The sequence below is a fragment of the Candidatus Eremiobacteraceae bacterium genome, from assembly GCA_036511855.1.
In the GTDB taxonomy this organism is placed as follows: domain Bacteria; phylum Vulcanimicrobiota; class Vulcanimicrobiia; order Eremiobacterales; family Eremiobacteraceae; genus JABCYQ01.
Genome location: DATCBN010000027.1, coordinates 1 through 23,764 on the forward strand (window position 1 = coordinate 1; position 23,764 = coordinate 23,764).

Annotated in this window: 21 protein-coding genes; 10 read left to right on the plus strand and 11 right to left on the minus strand. The window is 62.4% G+C overall.

Features of this window, described 5'->3' with window-relative positions; genetic code table 11:
• The 3 genes from VII69_04025 to VII69_04035 all read left to right on the plus strand — a co-directional run.
• A partial coding sequence (locus VII69_04025) for a kelch repeat-containing protein (protein HEY5094269.1) occupies positions 1-606 on the plus strand: 606 nt, incomplete at its 5' end.
• A gap of 32 nt (positions 607-638) precedes the next feature.
• Complete coding sequence (locus tag VII69_04030; protein HEY5094270.1) at positions 639-1,652, plus strand: kelch repeat-containing protein; 1,014 nt, start codon at positions 639-641, stop codon at positions 1,650-1,652.
• 154 nt (positions 1,653-1,806) lie between these two features.
• Positions 1,807-2,166 (plus strand): GNAT family protein, encoded by a 360-nt coding sequence (locus tag VII69_04035; GenBank protein HEY5094271.1) that lies wholly within the window; start codon positions 1,807-1,809, stop codon positions 2,164-2,166.
• On the opposite strand, the gene VII69_04040 is transcribed toward VII69_04035, so the two are convergent.
• Positions 2,163-2,393 carry a hypothetical protein gene (locus tag VII69_04040; GenBank protein HEY5094272.1) on the minus strand — a complete coding sequence of 77 codons (231 nt, stop codon included), beginning with the start codon at positions 2,391-2,393 and terminating at the stop codon, positions 2,163-2,165. The genes VII69_04035 and VII69_04040 overlap by 4 nt on opposite strands.
• A gap of 150 nt (positions 2,394-2,543) precedes the next feature.
• Between VII69_04040 and VII69_04045 the strand changes: the two genes are divergently transcribed.
• The 6 genes from VII69_04045 (at position 2,544) to VII69_04070 (ending at position 10,017) form a co-directional block, all read left to right on the plus strand.
• Positions 2,544-3,113, plus strand: coding sequence for a kelch repeat-containing protein (locus VII69_04045; GenBank protein ID HEY5094273.1), 570 nt, complete (start codon positions 2,544-2,546; stop codon positions 3,111-3,113).
• 112 nt (positions 3,114-3,225) lie between these two features.
• Positions 3,226-5,826: an ATP-dependent chaperone ClpB gene (gene clpB / locus VII69_04050; GenBank protein HEY5094274.1), complete on the plus strand. Its 2,601-nt coding sequence runs from the start codon at positions 3,226-3,228 to the stop codon at positions 5,824-5,826.
• Positions 5,823-6,989: a class I SAM-dependent rRNA methyltransferase gene (locus VII69_04055; GenBank protein HEY5094275.1), complete on the plus strand. Its 1,167-nt coding sequence runs from the start codon at positions 5,823-5,825 to the stop codon at positions 6,987-6,989. Before clpB ends, VII69_04055 begins: the two co-directional genes overlap by 4 nt.
• A 163-nt stretch (positions 6,990-7,152) precedes the next feature.
• Positions 7,153-7,710: a hypothetical protein gene (locus VII69_04060; GenBank protein HEY5094276.1), complete on the plus strand. Its 558-nt coding sequence runs from the start codon at positions 7,153-7,155 to the stop codon at positions 7,708-7,710.
• A gap of 2 nt (positions 7,711-7,712) precedes the next feature.
• Positions 7,713-8,357 carry a prepilin-type N-terminal cleavage/methylation domain-containing protein gene (locus VII69_04065; protein ID HEY5094277.1) on the plus strand — a complete coding sequence of 215 codons (645 nt, stop codon included), beginning with the start codon at positions 7,713-7,715 and terminating at the stop codon, positions 8,355-8,357.
• A 13-nt stretch (positions 8,358-8,370) separates the two neighbouring features.
• Positions 8,371-10,017, plus strand: a complete 1,647-nt coding sequence (locus tag VII69_04070; GenBank protein HEY5094278.1) for a hypothetical protein — start codon at positions 8,371-8,373, stop codon at positions 10,015-10,017.
• A gap of 188 nt (positions 10,018-10,205) precedes the next feature.
• Here VII69_04070 and VII69_04075 read toward each other — a convergent pair whose 3' ends face one another.
• The 8 genes from VII69_04075 to VII69_04110 all read right to left on the minus strand — a co-directional run bounded on the left by VII69_04075 (position 10,206) and on the right by VII69_04110 (position 19,775).
• A complete protein-coding gene (locus tag VII69_04075; GenBank protein HEY5094279.1) occupies positions 10,206-10,718 on the minus strand; it encodes a hypothetical protein in 513 nt (170 codons plus the stop codon).
• A 31-nt stretch (positions 10,719-10,749) separates the two neighbouring features.
• Positions 10,750-11,250 carry a hypothetical protein gene (locus tag VII69_04080; protein ID HEY5094280.1) on the minus strand — a complete coding sequence of 167 codons (501 nt, stop codon included), beginning with the start codon at positions 11,248-11,250 and terminating at the stop codon, positions 10,750-10,752.
• 87 nt (positions 11,251-11,337) lie between these two features.
• Positions 11,338-12,804 (minus strand): sodium:solute symporter family protein, encoded by a 1,467-nt coding sequence (locus VII69_04085; GenBank protein ID HEY5094281.1) that lies wholly within the window; start codon positions 12,802-12,804, stop codon positions 11,338-11,340.
• Positions 12,801-12,968 carry a DUF3311 domain-containing protein gene (locus VII69_04090; protein HEY5094282.1) on the minus strand — a complete coding sequence of 56 codons (168 nt, stop codon included), beginning with the start codon at positions 12,966-12,968 and terminating at the stop codon, positions 12,801-12,803. Before VII69_04090 ends, VII69_04085 begins: the two co-directional genes overlap by 4 nt.
• Positions 12,969-13,002: 34 nt before the next feature.
• Positions 13,003-17,283 carry a multifunctional oxoglutarate decarboxylase/oxoglutarate dehydrogenase thiamine pyrophosphate-binding subunit/dihydrolipoyllysine-residue succinyltransferase subunit gene (locus VII69_04095; GenBank protein HEY5094283.1) on the minus strand — a complete coding sequence of 1,427 codons (4,281 nt, stop codon included), beginning with the start codon at positions 17,281-17,283 and terminating at the stop codon, positions 13,003-13,005.
• An 85-nt stretch (positions 17,284-17,368) separates the two neighbouring features.
• Positions 17,369-18,127 (minus strand): SDR family NAD(P)-dependent oxidoreductase, encoded by a 759-nt coding sequence (locus tag VII69_04100; protein ID HEY5094284.1) that lies wholly within the window; start codon positions 18,125-18,127, stop codon positions 17,369-17,371.
• On the minus strand, positions 18,127-18,951 hold the full coding sequence (locus VII69_04105; protein ID HEY5094285.1) for a serine hydrolase: 825 nt from the start codon (positions 18,949-18,951) through the stop codon (positions 18,127-18,129). Before VII69_04105 ends, VII69_04100 begins: the two co-directional genes overlap by 1 nt.
• Positions 18,948-19,775 carry a hypothetical protein gene (locus tag VII69_04110; protein HEY5094286.1) on the minus strand — a complete coding sequence of 276 codons (828 nt, stop codon included), beginning with the start codon at positions 19,773-19,775 and terminating at the stop codon, positions 18,948-18,950. Before VII69_04110 ends, VII69_04105 begins: the two co-directional genes overlap by 4 nt.
• A 40-nt stretch (positions 19,776-19,815) precedes the next feature.
• On the opposite strand from VII69_04110, the gene VII69_04115 reads away from it, so the two are divergent.
• Positions 19,816-22,017, plus strand: coding sequence for a phosphodiester glycosidase family protein (locus VII69_04115; GenBank protein HEY5094287.1), 2,202 nt, complete (start codon positions 19,816-19,818; stop codon positions 22,015-22,017).
• 4 nt (positions 22,018-22,021) lie between these two features.
• On the opposite strand, the gene VII69_04120 is transcribed toward VII69_04115, so the two are convergent.
• Both VII69_04120 and VII69_04125 read right to left on the minus strand, forming a co-directional pair.
• Positions 22,022-22,729 (minus strand): hypothetical protein, encoded by a 708-nt coding sequence (locus VII69_04120; protein ID HEY5094288.1) that lies wholly within the window; start codon positions 22,727-22,729, stop codon positions 22,022-22,024.
• A gap of 84 nt (positions 22,730-22,813) precedes the next feature.
• Positions 22,814-23,758, minus strand: coding sequence for a FecR domain-containing protein (locus VII69_04125; GenBank protein ID HEY5094289.1), 945 nt, complete (start codon positions 23,756-23,758; stop codon positions 22,814-22,816).
• Positions 23,759-23,764 lie beyond the last annotated feature (6 nt).

Here is a 23,764-nt window from a genome sequence, read left to right on the forward strand (position 1 = left end):
ATCTTGGATGTCGTCGAAGCCTATGATCCAGCGACGGATACCTGGACCACCAAAGCGCCCTTGCCGACTGCGCGCGGAGGCGTTGCAATGGGAGCCATTCACGGCAAACTCTATGTGGTCGGTGGCTATGAGCTTCACGGCACCGTGAATACCGTTGATGCCTATGACCCTGTGACCGATACCTGGACCACCGAGGCACCCATGCCGACGACGCGTGACGGCGTCGCCGTGGGCGTCATCAGCGGCAAACTCTATGCTGTCGGGGGCGCTACCGGAAAACACGGCAATCACAAGTCGAATATAGTTGAAGCATACGATCCTGTGACAAATACCTGGATTACGGAGGCACCCATGTTGACGGCGCGATACGGCCTCGCTGCAGGCGATATCAACGGCAGGCTCTTCGCCGTCGGAGGCAATAACGGCCACGGTTTTTTGAATATTGTCGAAGCCTACGATCCTGCGAAAAACTTATGGAAGAAAAAGACATCCATGAGGACTGCGCGCGGGTACTTAAGCGCGGGCGTCGCCAGGAACACGCTCTACGCCATCGGCGGCTATAAGAACTACGGCGTGCTCAATACGGTTGAGGCGTTCAGCCTGTGATGCTGCGAAAATTCCCGATGGGGAGTGACACTATGTATCGACAGATACCCATCGCGTGCACGGTGTTCGTTTTCGCGTTCGTCTTCGCTGCGTCAGGATGCTCGAGTGCGAGCAATCCGATGGTGTCACCCCTTGCAAATGCGGTCGGATTTCGACACGCGCCGCAATCCGTCGGGAGCTGGTCTACCAAGGAATCGTTACCGACGGCACGCTCCTTTCTTGGAGCCGGTACCGTTAACGCCAAAGTCTACGCCATCGGAGGCTACGATGGCGCCACTGGCAATCTCAACATCACCGGGTTGCGTTCGGTTGAGGCGTATGATCCCAGGACGGATACGTGGACGTCCAAGGCACCCATGCCGACGGCGCGCTACGAATTCGCAGTTGGCGTGATCAACGGTATTCTCTATGCTGTCGGCGGCGTCAGCAGCAGCAACAACATCCAATTGAATACGGTTGAGGCGTACGATCCTGCGACGGATACTTGGACTGCAAAGGCATCCATGCCGACAGCGCGCGCCGGCCTAGCTGTTGGCGTCATCGACGGCATTCTGTATGCTGTCGGCGGCGCCGGCGACGGTTTCTACTTGAGTACGGTTGAGGCTTACAACCCTGCTACAAACACATGGACCGCCAAGGCATCTATGCCCACAGCGCGATGCTGCCTCGCCATTGGCGTCGTCAACGGCAGGCTCTACGCGGTCGGCGGCTATTACCCAAACCCATTGAGTATCGTTGAGGCTTACAATCCGGCCACAAATCGTTGGACTCCGAAGGCTTCGATGCCCACGGCGCGTTTCAACTTGGCTGCGAGCGTCCTCGGAGGCGAACTGTTTGCCGTTGGCGGCTATAACTACGACGATGGATTCTTGGATACAGTCGAGGCCTATGATACCGCGACGGACAGTTGGCAGGCGAAGTCAACGATGCCGACGGCGCGGGCCGGACTAGTCACAGGTGTAGCGGGAAGCAAACTCTACGCGATCGGTGGCTATGCATGTCTTGTGGGTTGCCCCCTAGGTAAAGTTGAGTCGTTCACCCCGTGATGGTCGCGAAATATCCGCGTTCGCGCGATGTCATAGAGCCGTCACATCGTTCGCACGCCGCGTTGAATAGTCTCAGCGGACAAGCGGCCAATATGATCGGACATAGCTGCTAGAATTGCAACCGTGACGCTCGATCGCGCTCTACCCTAATGATATGATTCCGAAGGACTTGATTCTCGAGACGACTCGCGTGCGTTTGACGCCGCTCTTAGCCGCCCACGCCGAAGACTTGCACTTGGCTGGAAACGATCCTGAAATATTCCGCTACACGAGACTTGCTGAGGATTTGTCCAGCGTTGAGAGCACGCTTGTGCGTCGCGTGCAGATCGCAGCCGATTCCGAGAATGTGCGATCAGAAATGGCAATTCGACGAATCGGCGGTGTCTACAAAGGCGCCTTTCGGAACTTCGCGTTTAGGGAGCAAGATCAAACCAATAGAGACCACATGATATTCAGCGTAATCGATTCCGAATGGGAAGAAGTCAAAGCGCGCCTAAAAGACTTGTTACGCTAGACGGCAGACTTCAGGTCTGCGTGGTTGCGTGAGCACGCTCGCAACATCAGATACGGTGTAAGGCCCACTGCGAGGCAACCGCATTCGAACGTGTACGGCGCAGCGTGGGAAAAAGCAGTTGGACTGCCCAAACCGGTCGTTATCTCTAGCCGGTCGCCGTGATCGATCGACGGGCCAAGCACGAGCTCTAGGTCTACTAATGTCCACGCGTGGGTTGATACTTGCAAATGAAGTCTCCAGTCATAGTTGTTATGACCCTCTTACCCCAAATGCAATAGAGGCACCCGGGACGACGCCGTCCCAGCGGAAGTGTGCGTCGGCCGCGACATCTCTCTGCATTGTTCTCCATCCGCGAACGATAACGAGGTGAGAAAGTTATGCTTCAAAGATTGTCAATCGTTGGCGCACTATTGGCGTGCCCGTGCCTCTCTACCGTCTCCGGATGCTCGGGCGGCCCGCATTCCTCGCTATTGCTTCATTCCGGCTTGACGAATATCGTGGGCGTGCCGCAAGCAGCCGGGAGTTGGACGACCAAGGCACCGATGCTGACGGCGAGGGAAGGCCTAGCAGTTGGCGTCCTCAACGGAATACTCTACGCCGTCGGCGGCTTTAGCAGTGATGGCCCGTTGAATACGGTTGAAGCCTACAATCCTGCGACCGATACGTGGACCACAAAGACACCTCTGCCGTCGACGCGCTGGCAACTGGCTGCAAGCGTCATCGGAGATCGACTCTACGTTGTCGGCGGCTGCTGCGACTACAACTTCAACGCCTTGAATACGGTTGATGCTTACAATCCTGTGACGGACAAGTGGACCCGCAAGGCATTCATGCCGACGGCTCGCCGTGTCCTGGCTGCGGGCACCCTCAGGGGCAGACTCTATGCGGTCGGCGGCTTCAGCGACGGCAATATCTTGGACGCTGCCGAGGCTTTCAATCCACAATAGCCACCACTCTGAGCATGCATTTCGTTGAACCAAAAAAGACCCTAGGCCGCTACTCGACAAGAAGAACATCGGTCCGAGGAGAACTCACATTCTCCCAGCGGACGGAGACCACATGAACAACTTCAACAAACTGACCGAGCGCGCCCAAGCCGCGGTCATGGGCGCGCAACACATCGCGCAGGATCGCAACGCCGCCGAGATCGACCCGCTGCACCTACTGGCAAGCTTGCTCGAAGATGCCGAAAGCGTGCCGGCCGTCGTCCTGCGGCAGATGGGCGTCGACACTGGGAGACTCATCGCGTCCGTCACCGCTGCGCTTGATGCGCGCGCGAAGGTATTCGGCGCCTCCGAACCCGGCGTCGGCCGGGATCTGCGCGACGTCCTGAGCCGGGCCGGCGAGGAGGCCCTCAACTTCAAAGACGAGTTCGTATCCACGGAGCACCTGCTGCTCGCGGTCGCGGATACGCCCGGCAGAAGTGAGGCGGCCGAATTGCTGAGAGCTGCCGGCGCGACGAAAGAGAAGATGCTTTCCGCCTTGGCCACCGTTCGCGGCAGCCAGCGCATCACAGATCAGAATCCGGAGGGCAAGTACCAGGCGCTCGAGCGCTACGGCCGCGATCTCACATCCCTTGCCCGCCAGAACAAGGTGGATCCGGTCATCGGGCGCGATGAGGAAATCCGCCGCGTCATACAAGTCCTATCCCGGCGCACGAAAAACAATCCTGTCTTGATCGGCGAGCCGGGCGTGGGCAAGACTGCGATCGTTGAAGGTCTCGCGCACCGCATCGTCCGAGGCGACGTGCCCGAGAGTCTGAAGAACCGCCGGATCGTCGCGCTCGATCTCGGTTCACTCATCGCGGGCGCCAAGTATCGCGGCGAATTCGAGGACCGGCTCAAAGCAGTCCTCAAAGAGATCACGCAAAGTCAGGGCGACGTTATTTTATTCATCGATGAACTCCATACCGTCGTCGGCGCCGGCGCCGCCGAGGGCGCGATGGATGCCTCGAATATGCTCAAACCCATGCTGGCCCGCGGTGAGCTGCACACCATCGGCGCCACCACGATCGACGAATACCGCAAATACATCGAAAAAGACGCCGCGTTGGAGCGGCGCTTCCAACCCGTCATGGTGGGCGAACCGAGCGTAGAGGACACGATTTCAATTCTGCGCGGCTTGCGCGAACGGTATGAAGTCCATCATCGCGTGAAGATCAAGGATTCCGCGCTCGTCGCGGCCGCCGTGCTTTCGCACCGTTACATCGCCGACCGGTTCTTGCCGGACAAAGCCATCGACTTGGTCGACGAAGCCGCGAGCAAGCTGCGCATGGAGATGGACTCGATGCCGGTCGAGCTCGACGAAGTGGAGCGCCGGTTGATGCAGCTCTCGATCGAACGGGAAGCGCTCAAAAAGGAAGTCGATCCAGCCTCGCGCGCGCGCTTGAACCACCTCGAAGACGAGGTCAAGGGCTTGCAAGAAAAGCGTGACAGCCTACGTAGCCGGTGGGAATCTGAGAAGGATGCGATGGGTGAGGTGAGCCGGATTAAGCAGCGCATGGAGGCCGCGAAGCTCCAGCTGCAGCGCGCCAAAGACGCGGTGGACTACGGCAAAGCGTCGGAGATCGAGTACGGCACGCTGCCGGAGCTGCAAAAACAATTGGACGCGGCCAACACCACCTCGGTTCACGCCAACGGCAAGATGTTCAAAGAGGAAGTCGACGAGCACGATATCGCTGACGTGGTCGGCAAGTGGACCGGCATTCCGGTAAGCAAACTTCTCGAAGGCGAAGTGCAGAAGCTGCTCCACATGGAGGAGCGGCTGCACGAGCGCGTCATCGGCCAGGACGAAGCGGTGACGGCGGTCTCGACTGCGGTCCGTCGCGCGCGCGCGGGATTGCAGGACCCCGACCGGCCTTTGGGTTCGTTCATATTCCTCGGGCCCACGGGCGTTGGCAAGACGGAGCTCGCGCGAGCCCTGGCGGCATTCCTGTTCGACGACGAACACGCGATGATCCGCATCGACATGTCGGAATATATGGAAAAACATGCGGTCTCGCGTTTGATCGGCGCGCCGCCCGGTTATGTGGGCTACGACGAAGGTGGACAATTGACCGAAGCGGTTCGGCGCCGCCCATACTGCGTGGTCTTGTTCGACGAGATCGAAAAGGCGCATCCGGACGTCTTCAACGTCATGCTGCAGATCCTCGACGACGGCCGCCTCACCGACGGTCAGGGCCGCACCGTGGATTTCAAGAACGCCGTCTTGATCATGACGAGCAATATCGGCTCATCGGCCATCTCGGAGCTCGCGGGTGATGAAACGGCACTGCGCGCAAAGGTCATGGAAGCGATGCGGGAACATTTCCGGCCGGAGTTCCTGAACCGTCTCGACGAGATCATCATCTTCAAGTCGTTGACGCTCGAGGACATCAAGCGCATCGTCGACATCCAGCTCGCGAGTCTCACAAAACGTCTCGCGACGCGCGGGATCACCATGCACCTGTCCGACGGCGCCAAAGCTCTGCTCGCGCATCACGGCTACGATCCGGTCTACGGCGCTCGCCCGCTCAAACGCGCGCTGCAAAAGGAGATCGTCGATCCGCTTGCACTGCGCGTGCTGAGCGGTGAATTCGTCGACGGCGACATCGTCGACGTCGAGCTCGATCAGGGCGAGATCGTTTTCCGTAAGGCCCAAAAAGCCAAGGCCTTGAATTGACGCCGGCCGCGCGGATCCGCCCGCGACGCCCCGAACGCGCCCGTCATCCGTGGATCTTCGAAGGTGAAGTGGCCGAACTTCCCGCGGGAGTCGCGGACGGCGAGGTCGTCACGGTGCTCGATCACCGCGGTGCGTTTTTCGCGCGCGCCTACTGCAACCGGAAATCGAAGATCGTTCTCCGCGTGCTGACGTGGGTAGACGAACCGGTCGACGCCGCATGGTGGCGGCGGCGGATAAACGACGCCGTCGCGCGCCGCGGCATGCAGCCGGTCGACGCCGGCGTGCGGTTGGTCAATGCTGAAGGCGACGGGCTTCCCGGCTTGGTCGTCGACAAGTACGGCGCGTGGCTTGCCGTGCAGATCTCCACCCTCGGGGTTGAGTCCGCGCGGGAGGCGGTCGTCGCCGCCTTACGTGCTTCGTGCTCTCCCGAAGGCATTTTCGAACGCAGCGATCTGCCGGAGCGAGAGCTCGAGGGGCTTGCCCGGCGCACCGGCGTGATGGCCGGCGCGCCGCCGCCGCCAGAACTTGAGATCGTCGAAGGGCGCGCACGCCTGAAAGTCGATATCGCCGGCGGGCAAAAGACGGGCCTGTTCCTTGATCAGCGGTTGAATCGTGCCGCCGCTGCCGCATATTCGGCAGGTCGTACGGTGCTCAATTGCTTCGCGTATTCGGGCGGCTTCAGCGTGCACGCAGCACTAGCCGGAGCCGCCGAAGTCACGAGCGTGGACATCTCCGCTGAGGCATGCCGTCTCGCGCGCGAGAACATGGCGCGCAATGGGTTTGCCGAGGCGCCGGTCATCGAGGCGAACTGCTTCAACTATCTTCGCGATGCAAGTGACGCCGGGCGCACTTTCGGTCAGATCATCCTCGACCCGCCGGCGTTCGCGCGCGGCAAAAGCACGGCCGAGGCCGCCTCTCGCGGCTACAAAGAGATCAACCTTCGTGCGATCAAAATGCTCGAACCCGGCGGCGTCCTCGTGACGTGCTCGTGCTCGCGTCCGCTGACGCCGCGCGATTTCCTTGGGCTCGTCTGGAGCGCGGCACTGGACGCGGGCCGCGAGCTGCAGATCGTCGAGGAACGGGGGCAACCGACCGACCACCCTGCGCTCCTCAATGCACCGGAAACGTCATATCTCAAATGCATCATATTGAGGGCTATTTAGCGCCTCACGTGTGACGGCGGTCATGCTACAAGTTGGCTCCAGCCGCTGTCCTAAACATATGTATATTGAAAAGTCGCAATGCCTTGCATTTAGAGGCGTTGAGCCGTCACACTTCCCTCAAAACACGTGCGGAACGGCTCGTTCCGCTCCGACCACAAGAAGCATGAAGAAGAGCTTGGGTTCAACACGCCATCGCAGCCGAGGTTCCATGTTGCTGGAGACGCTCGTCTCGGCCATGATACTGACGTTCGCCTCGATGGCATTTGGAAGCGGCATGATTGCGGCTACCAAAGGTCAAGATACGGCAGCGACCCATGCCCGATCGACCGAGATCGCCAACTACCTACTCGAGTACGCGCGCCGCGATCCCAATTTCTGGAACGCAGGCGTCGAATACGTCGGCTCGAGCTGCACGATCAACTGTTGGAACATCACCGGCCCGCCCGATCCGAATACCGGAACGGCGCTGCCCGCCTATAACGACACGTACAGCATTTTACCGGCGAACGAACATCCCGGATTCAATTCGCCAAATCTGCCCGCCGGCTTGAACTGGACGTACAGATATCAGTGGAAAGCCGACTATCTTCGCGACAGCGCCGGAAACATCGTCAGCCCTCTCGACGCGACGATCACCATCTGGGTCTTCACGCATGAAGTACTCAACGGCGCCGCCCAAAACAACGTCTATACCGTCACCGGCATGACCCGGAGCAATTGAACATGCGGACGATAGCTGGCCGGACTAAAGCGCGCGGCTTCACCCTGATCGAGCTGATGGTCGCGATGTCGATCCTCGGCTTAGTCATGACTCTGGCAGTGGCAGAGTTCACGCAAGCGTGGAAGCACTATTCCAAGACCACCGTCGACATCACCGGCGAAACGCAGGCGCGAGCCGCGATGGCCTTGGTCACGCAGTCGCTGCGTCAAGCGGCGATGCCGGCAGGAACCGCGGCGATCTCGCCGGTGTCGTCACCAGACTGCATCGCCGCCGGCGGGTGCACGAACCCCTACCCAACCGCCGCGCCGACGACCGGATTACAGTTCGAGATGGTGGACGACCCCTCGATCACCAGCGCTGATCCGAACCAGTTGCACTACGGCAATGACGTGATTGGGCTGAATCCGGCGATACCGGGCGTGAACGGGTCCGACCTCATCGAGACCGTGACCGATGTCAGCACCGGAACTGTCAAAATCGTTCGAACGCTTGCAAAAAATGTCACGGTCTTCACCGTTGCCGCGACGTCGTCGGGAAGCTACAACGTGACGATTCAAGTGTCGCCCCCGCACCGCGCCGACCAGTTATCGGCGCCCTTTACCCTGTCGAGCGACGTTTTCATCAGCTACTTCAAGCCAAACAAGTAAAGGTACGGACATCGTGAAAAAGTTAGCCGGAGTTCAACGACCGAAGCGCGGCATGGCGCTCATCTTGACGATGCTGATCGTGCTCGTTATGCTCGTGCTTGTGGGATCGATGCTTAGCATCATCACCGGCGAGCTCAGCAGCGTGAGCTTCGCCGGTTTCGACAACAGGGCGCTCTACTCGGCCGATGCCGGCGTTCAGTTCGCACAGCAGCAGATCGACAACTATGCCGCGAACAACGCCACGCCGCCGCCAGGCTCGACGTGGACTCAGACTTTGCCGGCAGATCCGTCAGGCAAGACCGCGACGTTCACGGTTGTGATGGATCCGACCCCGTACTTGCGCAACGGCAACCTGTACTACCTGGTGCACTCAGAAGGCAAAGCGCCGGGCGGCGGCGACCGCAAGGTCGATGCCATCCTGGAAGTGCAGTCGTACACGCACTATGCGTACTACACGTATCAGAACGCCAATGGGAACTACTTCGTCAGCGGCATCAACTCGTTCGACGGGCCCGTCTACCTGCAGGGCACGAACAATAAGCTGAACTTCCAGTGGTACAACATCAACAAGCCGATATTCTTGAGCACCGCGATCATCGCCGGGAACTACGGGTTCTCGCCGAGCGCACCGACCACAAATTCGCAGTGGACACAAGTCATCGCCGGTGGTTCAGCCAGCCTCACGCAGACGACCACGGCCGGCTACGTATCGTATCCGCCGATCGGCAGCACCTATATCGCCGCAAACCAGGCGTTCAACGGGACCTCCGGAGCTTCGTCGCTGCCGGCGCCCGCCACAAAAGACGTGTACATGAACGGCGGCCTCGCCAAGAGCGGCTCGGGCGCATTGACATCGGGCATATTCATCAACGGCAATGTGAACATCTCGATGGCTTCGACCACCGCCACAAACGAAATATTCACGTTCACCCCGGTGACGGCAGCCGAGCTGGTTCCGTATAACTCCTCTTACACGGGCGACAACACGAACACGATCCCCTACACAGTGACCATTACCGTCGACTACGGCGCTAATACCACGAAAGTCTTGGAAAACGGCACGACTGTCACCTACACCGGCGTGCCGCAGAATCAACCCACCGGTAGCACGGCAACGCAAAATGGTTCGATCTTCGTCAACGGCAACGTCGATTCGATCTCGGGCGTCCTCAATGGACAGTACACGATAGCCGTCCCTGACATCCAGACCTCCAGCACCACAAACGTCGATGACATCGTCGTTACGAACAACATCACATACAAAGCCGATCCGACGCTGGGCGCAAGCGACGACGTCCTCGGCTTGATGTGCGACAACTTCAACCTCGGACCGGCGAGCATCACGCCGAGCGTGCTCAAGATCCAGTCCGATATCATCGCGGGCAATCAGTACGAGGCCTTGCACAACCAGACGGATGGCGGATTCGGCACCGTTGACAGCGTCGGCTCCCTACCGCTCAAGACGTCAGTCAATATCTACGGCAGCCTCGTCCAGAACGAAGTGAAGCCGCTCGGCCAGTTCAGTTCTGGGTCCGGCCTTCTGATCAAGGGTTGGAGCGACACGTACAACTACGACACGCGTCAAATGACGCCGCCCGACTGGCCGACGCTTGGCACCGGCCTCGTCGCGTGGAAAGACGCAGGCTCCCCGATCTACTAGATTCGCAATTGAACTAGAGAAACCGTACTAGGACAAGCATCGCTTGCCCTAGTTTTTTTCCCGTATTAGGGTGAGCATCGCTCACCCAATGGGCAAGCGATGCTTGCCCTAGTTTTCTTGTTCCCGTACTAGGGTGAGCATCGCTCACCCAATGGGCAAGCGATGCTTGCCCTAGTACAGTTGCCCTCCTATGGACCGACCGTGGTTCGCTGTGAGATCGTGATGATCGGACTGCCATGGTTCGTATTGATGGTGACGACGCGATCCGCACGCCCGTCATCGCTCACCCATTCGTAGGAAACAGTGATCTCGCGGCCGACGCTCAGACGATTTGATTGTGCGCCGGCCGGCGCGTGCGCCTTGTACCACGCGTCGACTAGTGCGAACGCAGCGTTTGCGTCCAGCGTCGTGATCGCGGTCGAGCCGTGCGCATCTGAATCCGAAAAGCTGCCGATACCGGACGACTGCGTCGCGCCGGGATAGAGCGGCACGTGTAGAGTTTTCGGGTCAACAGCGCCGCGGCCGATGCTGACGATTCCGTGTCTGTCGGCGATTCGAATCGTGGGCATGGCCGGCGGGGACGTCGGCGCGGGACCCGTCACCATCGGCACGGAACCCGCCGCTGTCGCTGCCGGGGCCGTGGTGCTCGTAACTTGAACGGGCGCCCGCGCGCAAGCGTCTAGGATGAGGACGCCGAGCACGGCTGCGGCGGCAATCCTTGCTAGAGCGTTATCACGAATCTTTTTTCACCCGGTGCGTGAGCGTGATGGTGGTCTTGTCTTTCTCGCCGTTGATCATGACGGTGCTCTGATCTTTGTCCGAGTCTTTGCCGACGGTGAATACCGCAGACGCCGTATCGCCGCTCTTCACGTTCATCGATTCGGCATTGGCAGGCATCTTGGACTTGTACCACGCCTCCACTTTGTCGTACGGATCGGAGGTCGTCAGCGTCACCATTTCTCCGCCGCCTTCTTTGGACTGCATGGCCCATCCGCCGCCCTCTGCGGTCGATGCACCCGGATAGACCGGCAAGCCGAGTGACGCCGGATCGACGGCGTTCTGGCCCACTTTCATGCTGCCACCCTGCGTGGTGATGGTGGTCGTCTTATCCGCACCGGTATCGGTGGTCACGGTTTCGCCGCCACTCGTGACGACGGTCGTCTTGTGACCCGACGAACAACCGGCAAGCGTGACAACGGCAACGGCGATAGCCGCGAGTTTGTACGTCCGCATTCGATCTCTCCTCAGTGCCGGCGAAGCAAGAGCCGGAATTCACCCGCTCGTTCGCGTGCACGTCTGCGCCGGCCTTGCGGCCAAAGGTCACTCTCGCGCGGCGGCGCAGAATTCTTCGAAATGGGCCGCGTCCGGTGCGTTCGTGAAGAGGCTGACGACGGTCGCCACCAGTGCGTTGACGGCCATTCCCACGAGGCCGGGATTGAGGCCGTAAATCTTCATGCCGAAAGCGCCCGTCGCCACGAGCACCGCGAGACCTGCCACGATGCCGGCCCCGATGCCCCACGCGCTGGCCCTGCGCCACGAGAATCCCATCACGACGCCGGGTACGAATTGCGCGATGCCGTTGTAGGCGTAGAGAAGAAGATTTACGAGATACGTGTTGAGCACGAACCACAAGCCGAGTGCGAGCAGCGCGACGGCCATCACGAGCGCTCTTGTCAGCGCGGTGCGCGAGCGGTCGTCGGTGCACGCGCCGAAGATGTCGCTCACCACGTTTTTTGCGACAATGCTGGCGCCGGCAAGAAGCTGGGCCGTGACCGGCACGAGCGCCGCCAGTGCGCCGGCTGCGGCAACGACGCCAAGCAACCACGCCGGATACTGGTTCCGGACGACGAGCATGAAGGCTTGGTCGGCGGCAGCTCCTTTCAGGCCCGGCAGCGCGATGAGCGCCGCGAAGCCGGCGAAGAGCACGAACAGCACCATCAAGCTATACGCCGGCAAGAAGATCGCGTTGCGGCGCAGCGCATCACCGTTCTTCGCGCTATAGGTGGCAGCCATGCCCTGAGGCCATAAGAAGAATCCAAGCGCCGAGACGACGACCGCACCGACGAACCATTCGACGCCGTGCGGCGCAGTACCGGGAGCGAGGGTAAGCCAGCCGGGATGCGCGGTCTCGACTGCGCGCAGCGTGCCCTCCCACCCGCCGGCAATGCGTTGCGGCAGCGCGATGCCGGCGAAGACGACGACGACCACGACGAGCGCGTCCTTTAGAATGCTAGCCCACGCCGTGCCGCGTAAACCGGTGGCGAATACGAACGCGGCGATCAAAAGCAACGCGATGGCAACGGCGCCCTTGGGCTCGAACGCGCCGAACCCGGCGATAGTCAGAAGCACCTGCAGTCCGGTCAGCTGCAGAGTGACGTAAGGAACGAGCGAGACAAAGCCGACAAGCGTCACGAGCCCCGCAAGCGCGACGCTGCGATAACGGACCCGGAAGAAATCGGGGCCCGTGAGCATTCCGTATCTTTCACCGACGGCTCTGATCTTCGGCGTCAGGAAGAAGCCGATCGCATATGCCACCGGGCCGTAGCACAAAATATAAAAGCAAGGCGCTCCCAGTCCGTACGCATATCCGGCTGCGCCCAGAAACGTGAACGATGTGTAGATCTCGCCGGCCATCAGGAGCCAGAGCAGCAGCGACCCGAACGAACGGCCGCCGACCATGTACTCGAGCGGTGATTTTAAACGGCCGCGCGCGCCGCAGATGCCGAGTACGGCGGCCGCGATCACCGCGATCGCCACGATGCCGAGCGCGACGGCTGCCGGCGTCATACGCGCTGTTGCAGCCGGAAGGCGGCGTAGAGCATGAACGGCGTGGCCAGAACCCAGGCCACGATCCAGACGAGCAGAAACGGCGCGCCGCCAAGACTAGGTTCGAAACGGTTCACGAATGGAATCGCAAGCGAGAGCGCGAGCGTGGGAATCGCGGCAAGCACAAGTGGCGCTATTCGTCTGCCCATCTCGTGCCTGCTACGCGCGGTGCGGCGCGAGTGCCGCCGCGACGATGCGCTCCTGTTCCACCGCATGCGCGCCAGGGTATCCTTCGCTCGGACTCGCGCGGTCTGGCCGGCCCTCATAGTCGAATGCGATGTTGAGCGGCTGCAGTTTCTCGCGGATTCGCCGTGAGACAAACGCGCGCGCTCCCATGTTGCGCGGCTCCTCTTGCACCCACGTGACTCGTTTGACGTCCGGATAGGATCGGACCAGCCCCATCACGGCTTCGAGCGGGAACGGCTCGAGCATCTCGACGCGCACGATGCTCAGGTCCTTCGCCTCCGCGCGTTTTGCGTTTGCGATCAGGTCGTAGTAGATCTTTCCGCTGCACAAGATGAGACGCCGGATGCCTTTGCGGACCTTCACGGTCGGGTCGTCGAGAATCGGCGCCAACGCGCCGTCGGCGAGGTCTTCGAGCCGAGACGTCGCCACCTTCAGCCGCAAAAGGCTTTTCGGCGTCATGATGACGAGCGGGCGCGCCTTGGTGCCGAGCGCCTGATCCCGCAGCAGATGGAAGTACTGCGCCGGTGTCGTGCAATTGGCGATGCGGATGTTGCCGTCGCTCGCGAGCTGCAGAAAGCGCTCGAGCCGCGCACTGGAATGTTCGGGTCCGGCGCCCTCGTAGGCGTGCGGCAGCAACAGCGTGAGGCGCGAGGTCTGCCCCCACTTCGCCATGCCTGCCGAGATGAATTGGTCGATGACGATCTGTGCGCCGTTCGCAAAGTCGCCGAATTGCGCTTCCCAGACCACAAGGGCGTTCGGAGCTGCAGTGCTGTAGCCGTATTCGAATGCTAGACAGGCGTACTCCGAGAGCGGGCTGTTGTACACTTCGAACGATGCGCGAGCGCCGCGAAGGTGCTGCATCGGAACGTAGGCCGCGCCTGTTTTCTCGTCGTGCAAGACAGAATGGCGGTGGCTGAACGTTCCGCGCTCGGTGTCTTGGCCGGTGAGCCGCACGGGAACGCCTTGCATGACGAGCGTAGCGAACGCAAGCGCCTCGCCCGTGGCCCAGTCGATCTCGCCGCCCGGATCGAGTGAGGTCCGGCGTCGATCCAACTGCTTCACCAATTTCGGATGGACCGTGAAGCCTTCCGGCGCAGCGAGCAGCTGCAGATTGAGGCCTCGCAGCACGTCCGCCGCAACGCGGGTAGCAGGCGCACTGTGCGGCGCTCCGTTTTGCGGCCGCTTGCCTGGATCGAGCGAGCCGTGTTCCTTGATGCGTTCTTTGACGTTCGCATGTGCCTCGGCGACACGCTGGTAGGCCGTATCGTAGCGTTGCTGCGCATCGGCTTTTGTCGTGATGCCTTCCACGATCAGACGCTCGGCGAAAAGGTCGCGCACGGTTGGGTGGCCGGCGATCGTCGCGTACATGAGCGGCTGCGTGTACGCAGGCTCGTCGGCCTCATTGTGGCCGAAACGCCTGTATCCGATGAGGTCGATGAGCACGTCGCGTTTGAACTTGCGCCTGAAGTTGACGGCGAGCGTCACCGCGCCGATGCACGCCTCGATATCGTCGGCATTGACGTGGATGACCGGAACGTCGGTGCCTTTGGCGAGGTCGCTCGCGTAGCGCGTGGAGCGGTCGTCGGATGGTTCGGTGGTGAAAGCGATCTGATTGTTCGCGATGAGGTGGACCGTGCCGCCGACGGTATATCCGCGCAGCGCCTGCATGTTGAGCACTTCTGCGACGACGCCTTGGCCTGTGAACGCCGCATCACCGTGCACGAGCAACGGCACGGCGCGCGAAGCGTCCGTGGTGGAGATATTCGACGTGCGGTCGGTCTGGTCGGCGCGAGTGCGGCCGATGACGACTCCGTCAACCGCCTCGAGGTGGCTGGGATTGTTGACGAGCACGACGTCGATGGATTTCCCGTCGCTCGTCGCGTACGTGCCCTGCGCCCCTTGATGATACTTGACGTCACCCGTCACATCGCCTTGGATGTCGCCGCCTCGCAGCTCTGCCTGTTCGAATTCCAACAGCACTTCTTCGTACGGCCGGTCGACCACGTGCGTGATGAGCGAAAGGCGGCCGCGGTGCGCCGTGCCGATCTCGATCTTGTGGACGCCGTCATCGGCCAACAGGTGCAGCAGCTCCTCGAGGATGGGCACCATCGCATCGAGGCCCTCGATCGAGAACGTCTTCTGGCCGAGGAACGCCTTGCGCAAGTAGCGTTCGAATGCTTCGACGCGCGTGAGGCGGTCGAGGAGTTCGAGTTTGCGCTCTCGAGGGAGCGTCCTTACGTGCGCCCCCGACTCGATCTCGCGCCGCAGCCACGACCGTTGCTCGTGGCTCGTGATGTGCTCGACTTCGTACGCGATGGTCGAGCAATAGATCTTGCGCAGGTTCTCGAGCACGTCCACCAGATTGTCGCCTGGCGCATACGTCCGCACGGTCGCGGCCGGCACGAGACGCGCGGCGGCTTCATCGAGCGCCAACGATGTCGATTCCAGGACGGGATCGCCTTCCTGCGGGCCGCCGAGCGGGTCGAGCGTGGCGGCGGTGTGCCCGTGTGTGCGAATGCGGCTGATCATCGACATGCCTGCCGCCGCTGCCATCGCAAGCGACATCGCATCGGCGTCCAGGCCGGGTTTTCCATCGCTGGGCTTCGGACGGATTTGCCCGGACGCTTCGCCGGACGGCGCGGGAGTCGTAGCCGAGAGCGCAACGCCGAGGGAGGCTGCGATTTCGTCGTAAAATCCGTTCGCGCCGCCGAGCAGTTGATCGATGCGGCGTAGGAATTCGCCGGATTCGGCGCCTTGGATGATGCGATGATCGTAGGTGCTCGTCAGCGTCATCACTTTCGTGATGCCAAGCTCGGTCAAGCGGTCGGCGGCGACGGTGGCAAACCCCGGCGGATAGCCGATGGCGCCGGACGCGACGATGGTGCCCTGGCCGGTCATCAAGCGCGGCACCGACGCGACGGTGCCGATCCCACCCGGGTTTGTGAGCGTGATCGTGGCGCCGGAAAAATCGTCCGGCATGAGTTTGCCGTCGCGCGCTTTGGCGACCAGCGCCTCGTAGCCGGCGAAAAAAGATTTGAAGTCGAGCGACGCCGCGTCGCGGATCACCGGCACCACCAAGAAACGGGAACCGTCTTTGCGCTGCGTATCGACCGCCAGGCCGAGGTGCACGCCGCGCGTGACGCGCTCGGGACCCTGCGGACCGCGGCGGAACGAGGTGACCATTGCCGGCGTGGTCTTGGCGGCCCGCGCGAGCGCGAACGCGATGAGATGGGTGTACGAAAGCTTTTCTTTGCGGGCCGCCGATTTCAGCGCTGCGTTGAGCGCGAGTCGCCGTTCGTCCAAGACCCCGACGCCGACTGTCCGAAGACTCGTCGCGGTGGGGATCGCGAGGCTCTGCTCCATCGCTGCGGCGAGCGAAGCAGCTGGACCCTTTAGCTCGGTGACCGTCGCGCCAGGCTCCGGCGGTCGCGGACGAATTTGTTCCACCGGCGCAGGCGGCGCAGACGACTCGACGTCGCTGCGGCGGATGACGCCGGCCGGACCGCTCCCGCTGACTTTGGACAAGTCGACGCCATTCTCGCGCGCAAGGCGGCGCACGCCGGGCGGCGCGTGAATCGCCGGCGCTGGATGTTTCCCGTCCGGCGCGGAGATCGTTGCGGGCGGGCTTGCCTTGACGGCCGTGGCTGCGGCCGCCGGCGCAGCCGGCTGCGGCGCTGCAGAAGAGTCGGCGGGCGGCGGCGCTGCATGCGAAGTCGCCGCCACGGCAGATTCAGCGCCGATCTCGCACAACGGCGCGCCGATCGCGATCGTCTCGCCTACCTTTGCGAAGACGTGAAGCAAGTAGCCGCCGACGGGAGACGGGATCTCGACCTTCCCGTCACCGCTGACGATGTCGACGATGACATCGTCACGTTCGATAAGGTCGCCTTCACGTTTATGCCACGACCCGACAGTGGCTTTGCTGATCGATTCGCCGACCGCGGGCATCTCCACGATCGTGGACGTGGCATTGGCGGCAGCAGCGGGTTTTGAAGCCGGCGCAGCGCCGGCCGGCTCGATCTCCGCGAGCAGCGCGCCCACCGAGACCGTGTCGCCGTCTTTCACAAGGAAGCGTTTGATGCGGCCGGCAGCCGGCGCCGAGATCTCGACGTCGACTTTGTCCGTGGTGACGTCGATGACGGTCTCGCCGGCTTCGACCATATCGCCGGGTGACTTGCGAAGAGCGGTGATGGTGCCTTCGGTTACCGATTCACCCATCGAGGGAAGGACGACTGGCAGCAGGGCTTCGCGCACTCACTACTCCTGGTGTTTTCGCATGCTGCGCCCGGCTCGCCGCGAAAAAGGCTCGGCGTCCGCGCACACTTATGGTTTCAATTCCCTACCGCACATAAGAACCCCCGTTGACATCGATGGTGGCACCGTTGAGGTAGTCGGCCATCGGCGATGCGAGAAAGGCGACAATACCTGCGACGTCATTCGGCTCTCCCACCCGACCGATCGGGATTTCGGCGACGATCTCGTCGCGCCGCGTGGCGAGATCGTGTGCGGCCATTTCGGTTTCGATAAAGCCCGGTGCGACCGCGAACGCCAGCACGCCGTCTTTCGAGCACGACCGCGCGATCGACTTCGTGAGATTGACGAGAGCGGCTTTGCTGGCACCGTAATCGGCGTACTCCAGTTCGCCTCGATGAGCCGCGCGCGACGCGATGTTGATGATCTTGCCGCCGCCGTTTGCGCGCATGTGGCGCATCGCCGCCCACGAAAGATCGGCCGCGCCGAAAAGGTTGATGTCGAACGTCCGCCGCCATCCGGCGCGCCATGCCGCGAAGTCCTCGCCGTCGAACGGATTCGTGTCAAACGTGCCGGCATTGTTGATCAGAGTGTGCAAGCCGCCAAAGCGCAAGACGCAGGCGCCGACAAGATCGGGCAACGCAGCGCCGTCGGCGAGATCGCATTGCGCGCACGCGACGCGCTCGCCCAACTCATCCGCCAACGCATGCGCTTCATCGCGGCGGCTCGCGAAGGTGAAGAAGACCGACGCGCCCGCTACATTGAGCTTGCGCACGATCGAGGCGCCGATGCCTCGCGATCCGCCGGTGACCAAGACGATGGAGCCGGTCAAATCGATAGTGAGCATCACAGCGATCCTCGCAGGTGGCGCATCCACGACGTCAACCTGGGATCGATGTACGACGCGTCGGAGCGGTCGGGTTGCGGCTCAGGCGTCGTGTAGAGCACGATCGCGTAGCGGCGTCCTTGTGAAGTCACGAGGATGCCGGCGTCGTGACTCTGTTCGTCCGTCTCGCCGGTCTTATGCATGAAGCGGTCGCCCGGCAAGAGGCCAAGCACAAGTTTATCGTTGTGGACGCAGCGCTCGAGGATCGCTCGCTGCTCCGCCGCTTCCGAGACCATGTCGAGCGCGATGACTGCGAGCAGCCACGCGGTCTCTTCGGGTGGCAATCGGTTGCGGCCGACGGTCTCGGGATCGGCGATGAGCGGTTCGGAGCCCGACAGCTTGCGGCCCATAAGAAACGTCGCAAGCCCGAGCTCGCGCATGTATGCGGTCACGTTCTCCCGTCGCAACACGTCCAACATCTGGTTCGTCGCGATGTTGTCGGATCGTGTGATCATCAACTCGACCAACTCCTGCACCGTTGCTCGGTATCCGGGGACGAACGGCGTGGGCTCCGCCGTCGTCGTCAGATTCGCGCCGCTGATGGATACCGCTTGATCGCGCGTCAACGCGCCGGCAGCGTACTGATGAAACGCTTCGGCCATCACCGCGATTTTTATCACGCTGGCGGGGTAGATATCGGCGGCGGCGCGATACGAGCCGCAGCACATCCGATCGAGATCGATGACGCACGCGTATCCGATAGCTTGAAGCGACGAGGCGGCCAGCGCGGCAGAGATGCGATCGTCGAGATCGTGGTCCGGCGACAAAACGAGGCGCGTGGTCAAGGGTGACGTTCCGCGACGGTCCATCCGCCCGAATCGTACGTGTCGGCGAACTTCAGACCGATCCGGGAGAATAGGACGTGCGCATCCCATTCGACGTTCGCTTCGTAGTGCTGCACGCCCGGCATCCCAGCCGTGACGTCGAATTCTGCGTTGCCGTGCAGCACGTACGATGCCGGGTGGAAGCCTTTCGCTTGCAGATCCGATGCAGGCTGTGCGACGCCGGCGCCGCTCACGTTGATCAGCGCGATCTGATGACCGTTGCGGTCCGCCAAACCCGTGAGCGTGTTCGTGAACGTCATCGTACCTTGGCCGAGCGACCGGTCCAGACTGACCGGCCGGCTGAAGGTCCAAGCTTGGCCGACGCGCAGCGGAGCGGCCGGCAGTTCGTCGAGCGCGCCGTCGCCCGCATCGGCTAAGCGTTCGACCGCGGGGGTGCGCACGCCGTTGCTTGCCAGGTCGCCCGCGTAGTGATCGTGGCGAGTCACGACCGATTTGTCCTTCGGGTTGGTTCCCCCATAACGGCGCAGACTCGTCATATCCTCCTCTATGTGCCCGCCTGCCGGCGAGATCTCGATCGATGCCGTGATCGTGTCGATCAGCGTCGTCGGTGCGACTCGGTCACCGAGCAGCGACATCAGAGCGTGATTCATGTCGTACGTGATGATGTGGACGGCTGTGCGCGCGACCGTGACGTGGGCGTTTGGCGAAAGGTGCAATGCGAGCTGCACCGGTTCATCGGCCGGCGCCGCCATCGCCGTACTCGTGTAGGCTGCGACAATGCACGTGAGCACAAGCGCAGCGGACCGACGAATACGATGAGGCATCGGTGGCCAATTCGCAGAACTCGCCCGCATGCCATGCAGGATGCGATCGCTGCTCGGCGCCGCCCTCGCGGCGATGCTCTCGGCGGGCGCCGCCGCGCCGGCGCGAGCGTTCGACACCTTTCCGTTGCCGCCCGGATGGCCCGCGTATTCGACGACGCGCACTGCGCAAGAACAGATCGGACCGGGCGTTTCGTACGAGCACTGGGCGTTAAGCGGCGCTCAAGCGCTCGCCGCCGCATCGGGCGGCAAAGCGGACGCACCGCTTTCGATCTCGATCATCACCGTCGATTTGACAAACCCATTCGTCGCGCTCAGCGCCGCTTCGCAAAGCGGTGTCGTGCAAGGTCCGGGCGCGCGTCTTTCCACGATCGCGGATTCGATTGCCGCACAAGCCGGGATCAACGGCGATTATTTCGACATCGGCGGCACCGGTGCGCCGCTCAACGCGCTGGTCGTCGGCGGTCGGCTCTTGCATCAACCAAGCAACGCGGCGGTATTCCTCGTCGACACCGATAAGCGGCCCCATCTAGGGCCGTTGACGTGGCGTGCAACCGTCACGCCGGCCGATAATTCACCGCTGTCGATCTCAAGTCTGAACGATTGGACCGCGTCCACGCGACTCGCGATGCTCACCGATCAACTCGGAAATGCCAACGCGTACGGCGCGACGGAAGCGGTGCTCAAGCCTGCCGGCAGCGCCGGTGCGTTCACCGTTGTGTCGGTCGCCGAAAATCTCGCGACGCTGGCCTCGCTAGCGCAGGGCGAGATCGGCATCGCGGGGCACGGCGACGCCGCAGCTTCGATCGCGGCTGCATTTTCGCCGGACGACACCGTCGACGTTAGCTACGACGGCGATCCACCGCTCGCGTCTATCGCGTCGGCGGTTGGAGGCGGTCCACTGCTCGTACGCGGCGGCGCGGTCTATGACGATCCGGCCGCGCCGGCACCTGAGGAATCGAACGTCCGCTATCCGTTGACCGGCGCCGGTCTCTCGGCGAACGGCGCCACGCTATGGCTCGTGGTGGTCGACGGCCGCCGGCCCGGCGTCTCCGTCGGCATCACGCGGCCGATGTTCGGCGCGCTCTTCATCGCGCTCGGCGCCGCCGACGCGATGGCGTTCGACAGCGGCGGTTCGAGCGAAATGGTCGTGCGTCATGCGGGTGATCCGGGGGTCAGCGTCGTGACGACTCCGTCAGACGGCCGCGAGCGGGCCATCGCGGATGGGCTCTTCGTCGTCAACACGGCGCAAGCGGGCCCGATCGCGCAACTCGTGCTGCGAGCTCCAGCACCGGTCGTGCTGCTCGGCAGCAGGTTCGCCGTGCGTGCAGAAGCCGTCGACGGAAACCTTCAGCCGGTCAGCGTCGCGCCCGCATCGCTGACGTGGCGAGCCGATCCCGCAGGCGCACTGACGCAAGACAATTCGGGCGGCTTTGTCGCGCGCGTTCCCGGCGATGCGACGATCACGGCGGCGAGCGGCACGATTTCGGCGACGTTGGCGGTGAACGTCGCCGCGTCGATCGCCGGTTTGACGATTTCCGGTTATGGAATCGAAGTTCCGACCGGAGCGAAGGTTCCGCTTATAGCCAATGCAACGGACGCTCAGGGAAGGCCGGTCGTGTTCGACGCCGATGCGCTCACGTGGTCGGCTAGCAGCGGCGCGTCGATCACGCCGTCGGGAGTCCTCGTCGCGGGCTCGGCTGCGGCTGCGGTCACGGTGCATGCACAGGCAGGCGGCGCTCGAGCCTCGGCGCTCGTCAACATCGGAGATCACGTCGCAGCGCTGCAGCGCATCTTGCCTGTCAGTCCGGCGGTTGGCGCATGGCGCTTTTCCCCGTCGTCAAGCGCAGTTGACGGCGCGCTGGACGAGCAGCCAGCGCCCGACGGCTCCCAGAGCACTCGATTGTCTTTCCGGTTCCCGGCTGCCGGCTCGACGCGCGCGGCGTACCTGGTGAACGACTTCGCAATTCCGGGCGTGCCGGTCGCGCTCGCGTGCGACGTCTACGGCGACGGCAACGGCGAATGGATCCGCGCGTCATACCGCAACGCCGACGGCATCATCGACAGCGTGACGCTCGCGCGCCATGTCGATTGGACAGGATGGCGGACTGTGCGCGCAGACCTCCTGCCCCAAGTGAGGTTCCCGGTGGCCATCACGCGTCTCTACGTGGCGCAGGCGGACAAGCGCGCGGCAAGCGGCGAGCTATGGCTGCGCAATCTTGCGGCGGTCTATCCCGGTCCTTGAAGAGCTAACGAGCGATGCTCGTCATGATCGACACGACTTCGTGTTCGTCAAAGCCGATGTGTTCGGTGCCGTCGGGCTTGAGGAGCGAATTGTGCACGATGTAATGTTCGCTGACGAACGCTCCAGCCGTGCGGTCGAATATCGCGGTGCCGTCGAGAATCATCGAGCCGGGCAAGAGGTGCGGCAGATCGTATTCGATGCCGACGATCTTGCCGGAACCATGGACGACGACGGTCACCCGGTTGCCGTCGCACGCAGTGACGGTGTGCCGCACCGCAAGCACGCCGCTCCCAAGCCTGGTCAATACCGACTCATGGGTGGTCCACGACGATCCGACGGATACAGCCTCGACCGGCAAGTCGGCCGTGGCCGCGTCTTCAGGCGAAAGTCTGACCCGCTGCGGAGTGTTGCGCGCGTCAACCGTCACGGTTTCTGAAACTTTGCGCCTGCGCTTGTCACGGCGTGGCACATCGAGAGTGGTGACGTCCGCGACGGAATCCAACGTGGCGACGCCGCTGTCGATGCTGGTGACGGTCGCGGTCATGTCGGCGACGGTGACCAGATCTTCATCGATGATGATTCCGGCGGCGCGTTGCTGATCGAGCTTGACCTTGGGTAAGACCCACGATAAGCGGTCGCTGGAGCTGATCAATTCGGTCATGCGCTCGCCACGCGTGAGCGCGAGGACCAAGACGACGGCGGCTGGATGCATCCTTTGAGTTATCGGCCGATCGTGCGTGAAATGCGACGAGGGCGGCCTTGCGGCCACCCTCGTCGGTTGCGTATCCCGAATCTGTCAGTTCGTCGGAGATTGGAGCGGTTTCGGCGCCGCGAGCTTGCTGACGGGTTTCTGCTTGGCTTTCGTGATGACTTCGTGCAGAACGCCGTCTTGCGAGATCTGGACGACTTGGCCGGCCAGTACGTTGAACGTGCGGCCCGGCATGTAGACGGCGACGCTGCCTTTCGCCACCGCGAGGTGGGTCAGGTTCTTGGATTCCGTCACCGTGAAGTTCGTGCCGGTGGGCTCCATCGTGGCTTGATTCGTCGCGACGCTGATCGGAGAATCGCCGTGATGGAGGTCTTCGTGCACGCCCAGGCTTCCGCGATCCACATGGACGTCGACCGTGTCGAGCGAGCCGTCGCCGCCGATCTTGACTTTGTTGAAGTGAACTTGCGTGAGGCTGCCTATGGTCACAGCCAAGTTCGGCGAGAAGGCCACCACCGCCGGCTTGGTTCCCGGATTGGTGAGCGTTTCGCCGGTGCTTAACGGCATCTGCGAGCCGTTGACCTCAGACTGTTTATTGTTCGGTCCCACGTCCTGAAGCGTGCCCTGCACCATTGCAGTGACCGTTTCGTCCTTGGGACGGTGCGTGATCATCGCGCTGATCGCATCGCGAGCCACGTACGTCATGGCGAATGCCGCGGCGAGCACGCCGCCTGTGGCGACCGCGCCTTTCCAGTAGCGGCTTGCGGCGGACGCGATTGACCGCACCTTGTTGCCCGATGACGACGAGGCGCCGGTTTTTTGCGTGACCCGGTTGATGATGCGCTGCTCGAGTCCGCGCGGCACGGAGAGCTGCGGCACGTGCCGGATGAGCTCTTGGAACCGCTCGGCTTTGACAAGACTTGTCGCACAGGCGAAGCACACGCGGCGGTGTCCGTCGAGCAACGATTGTTGGGTTGGTGTGATCTGCCCGTCGAATGCCGAGTAGAGCAGGTCGAGCGCTTCAGAACATTCCATCTGCGT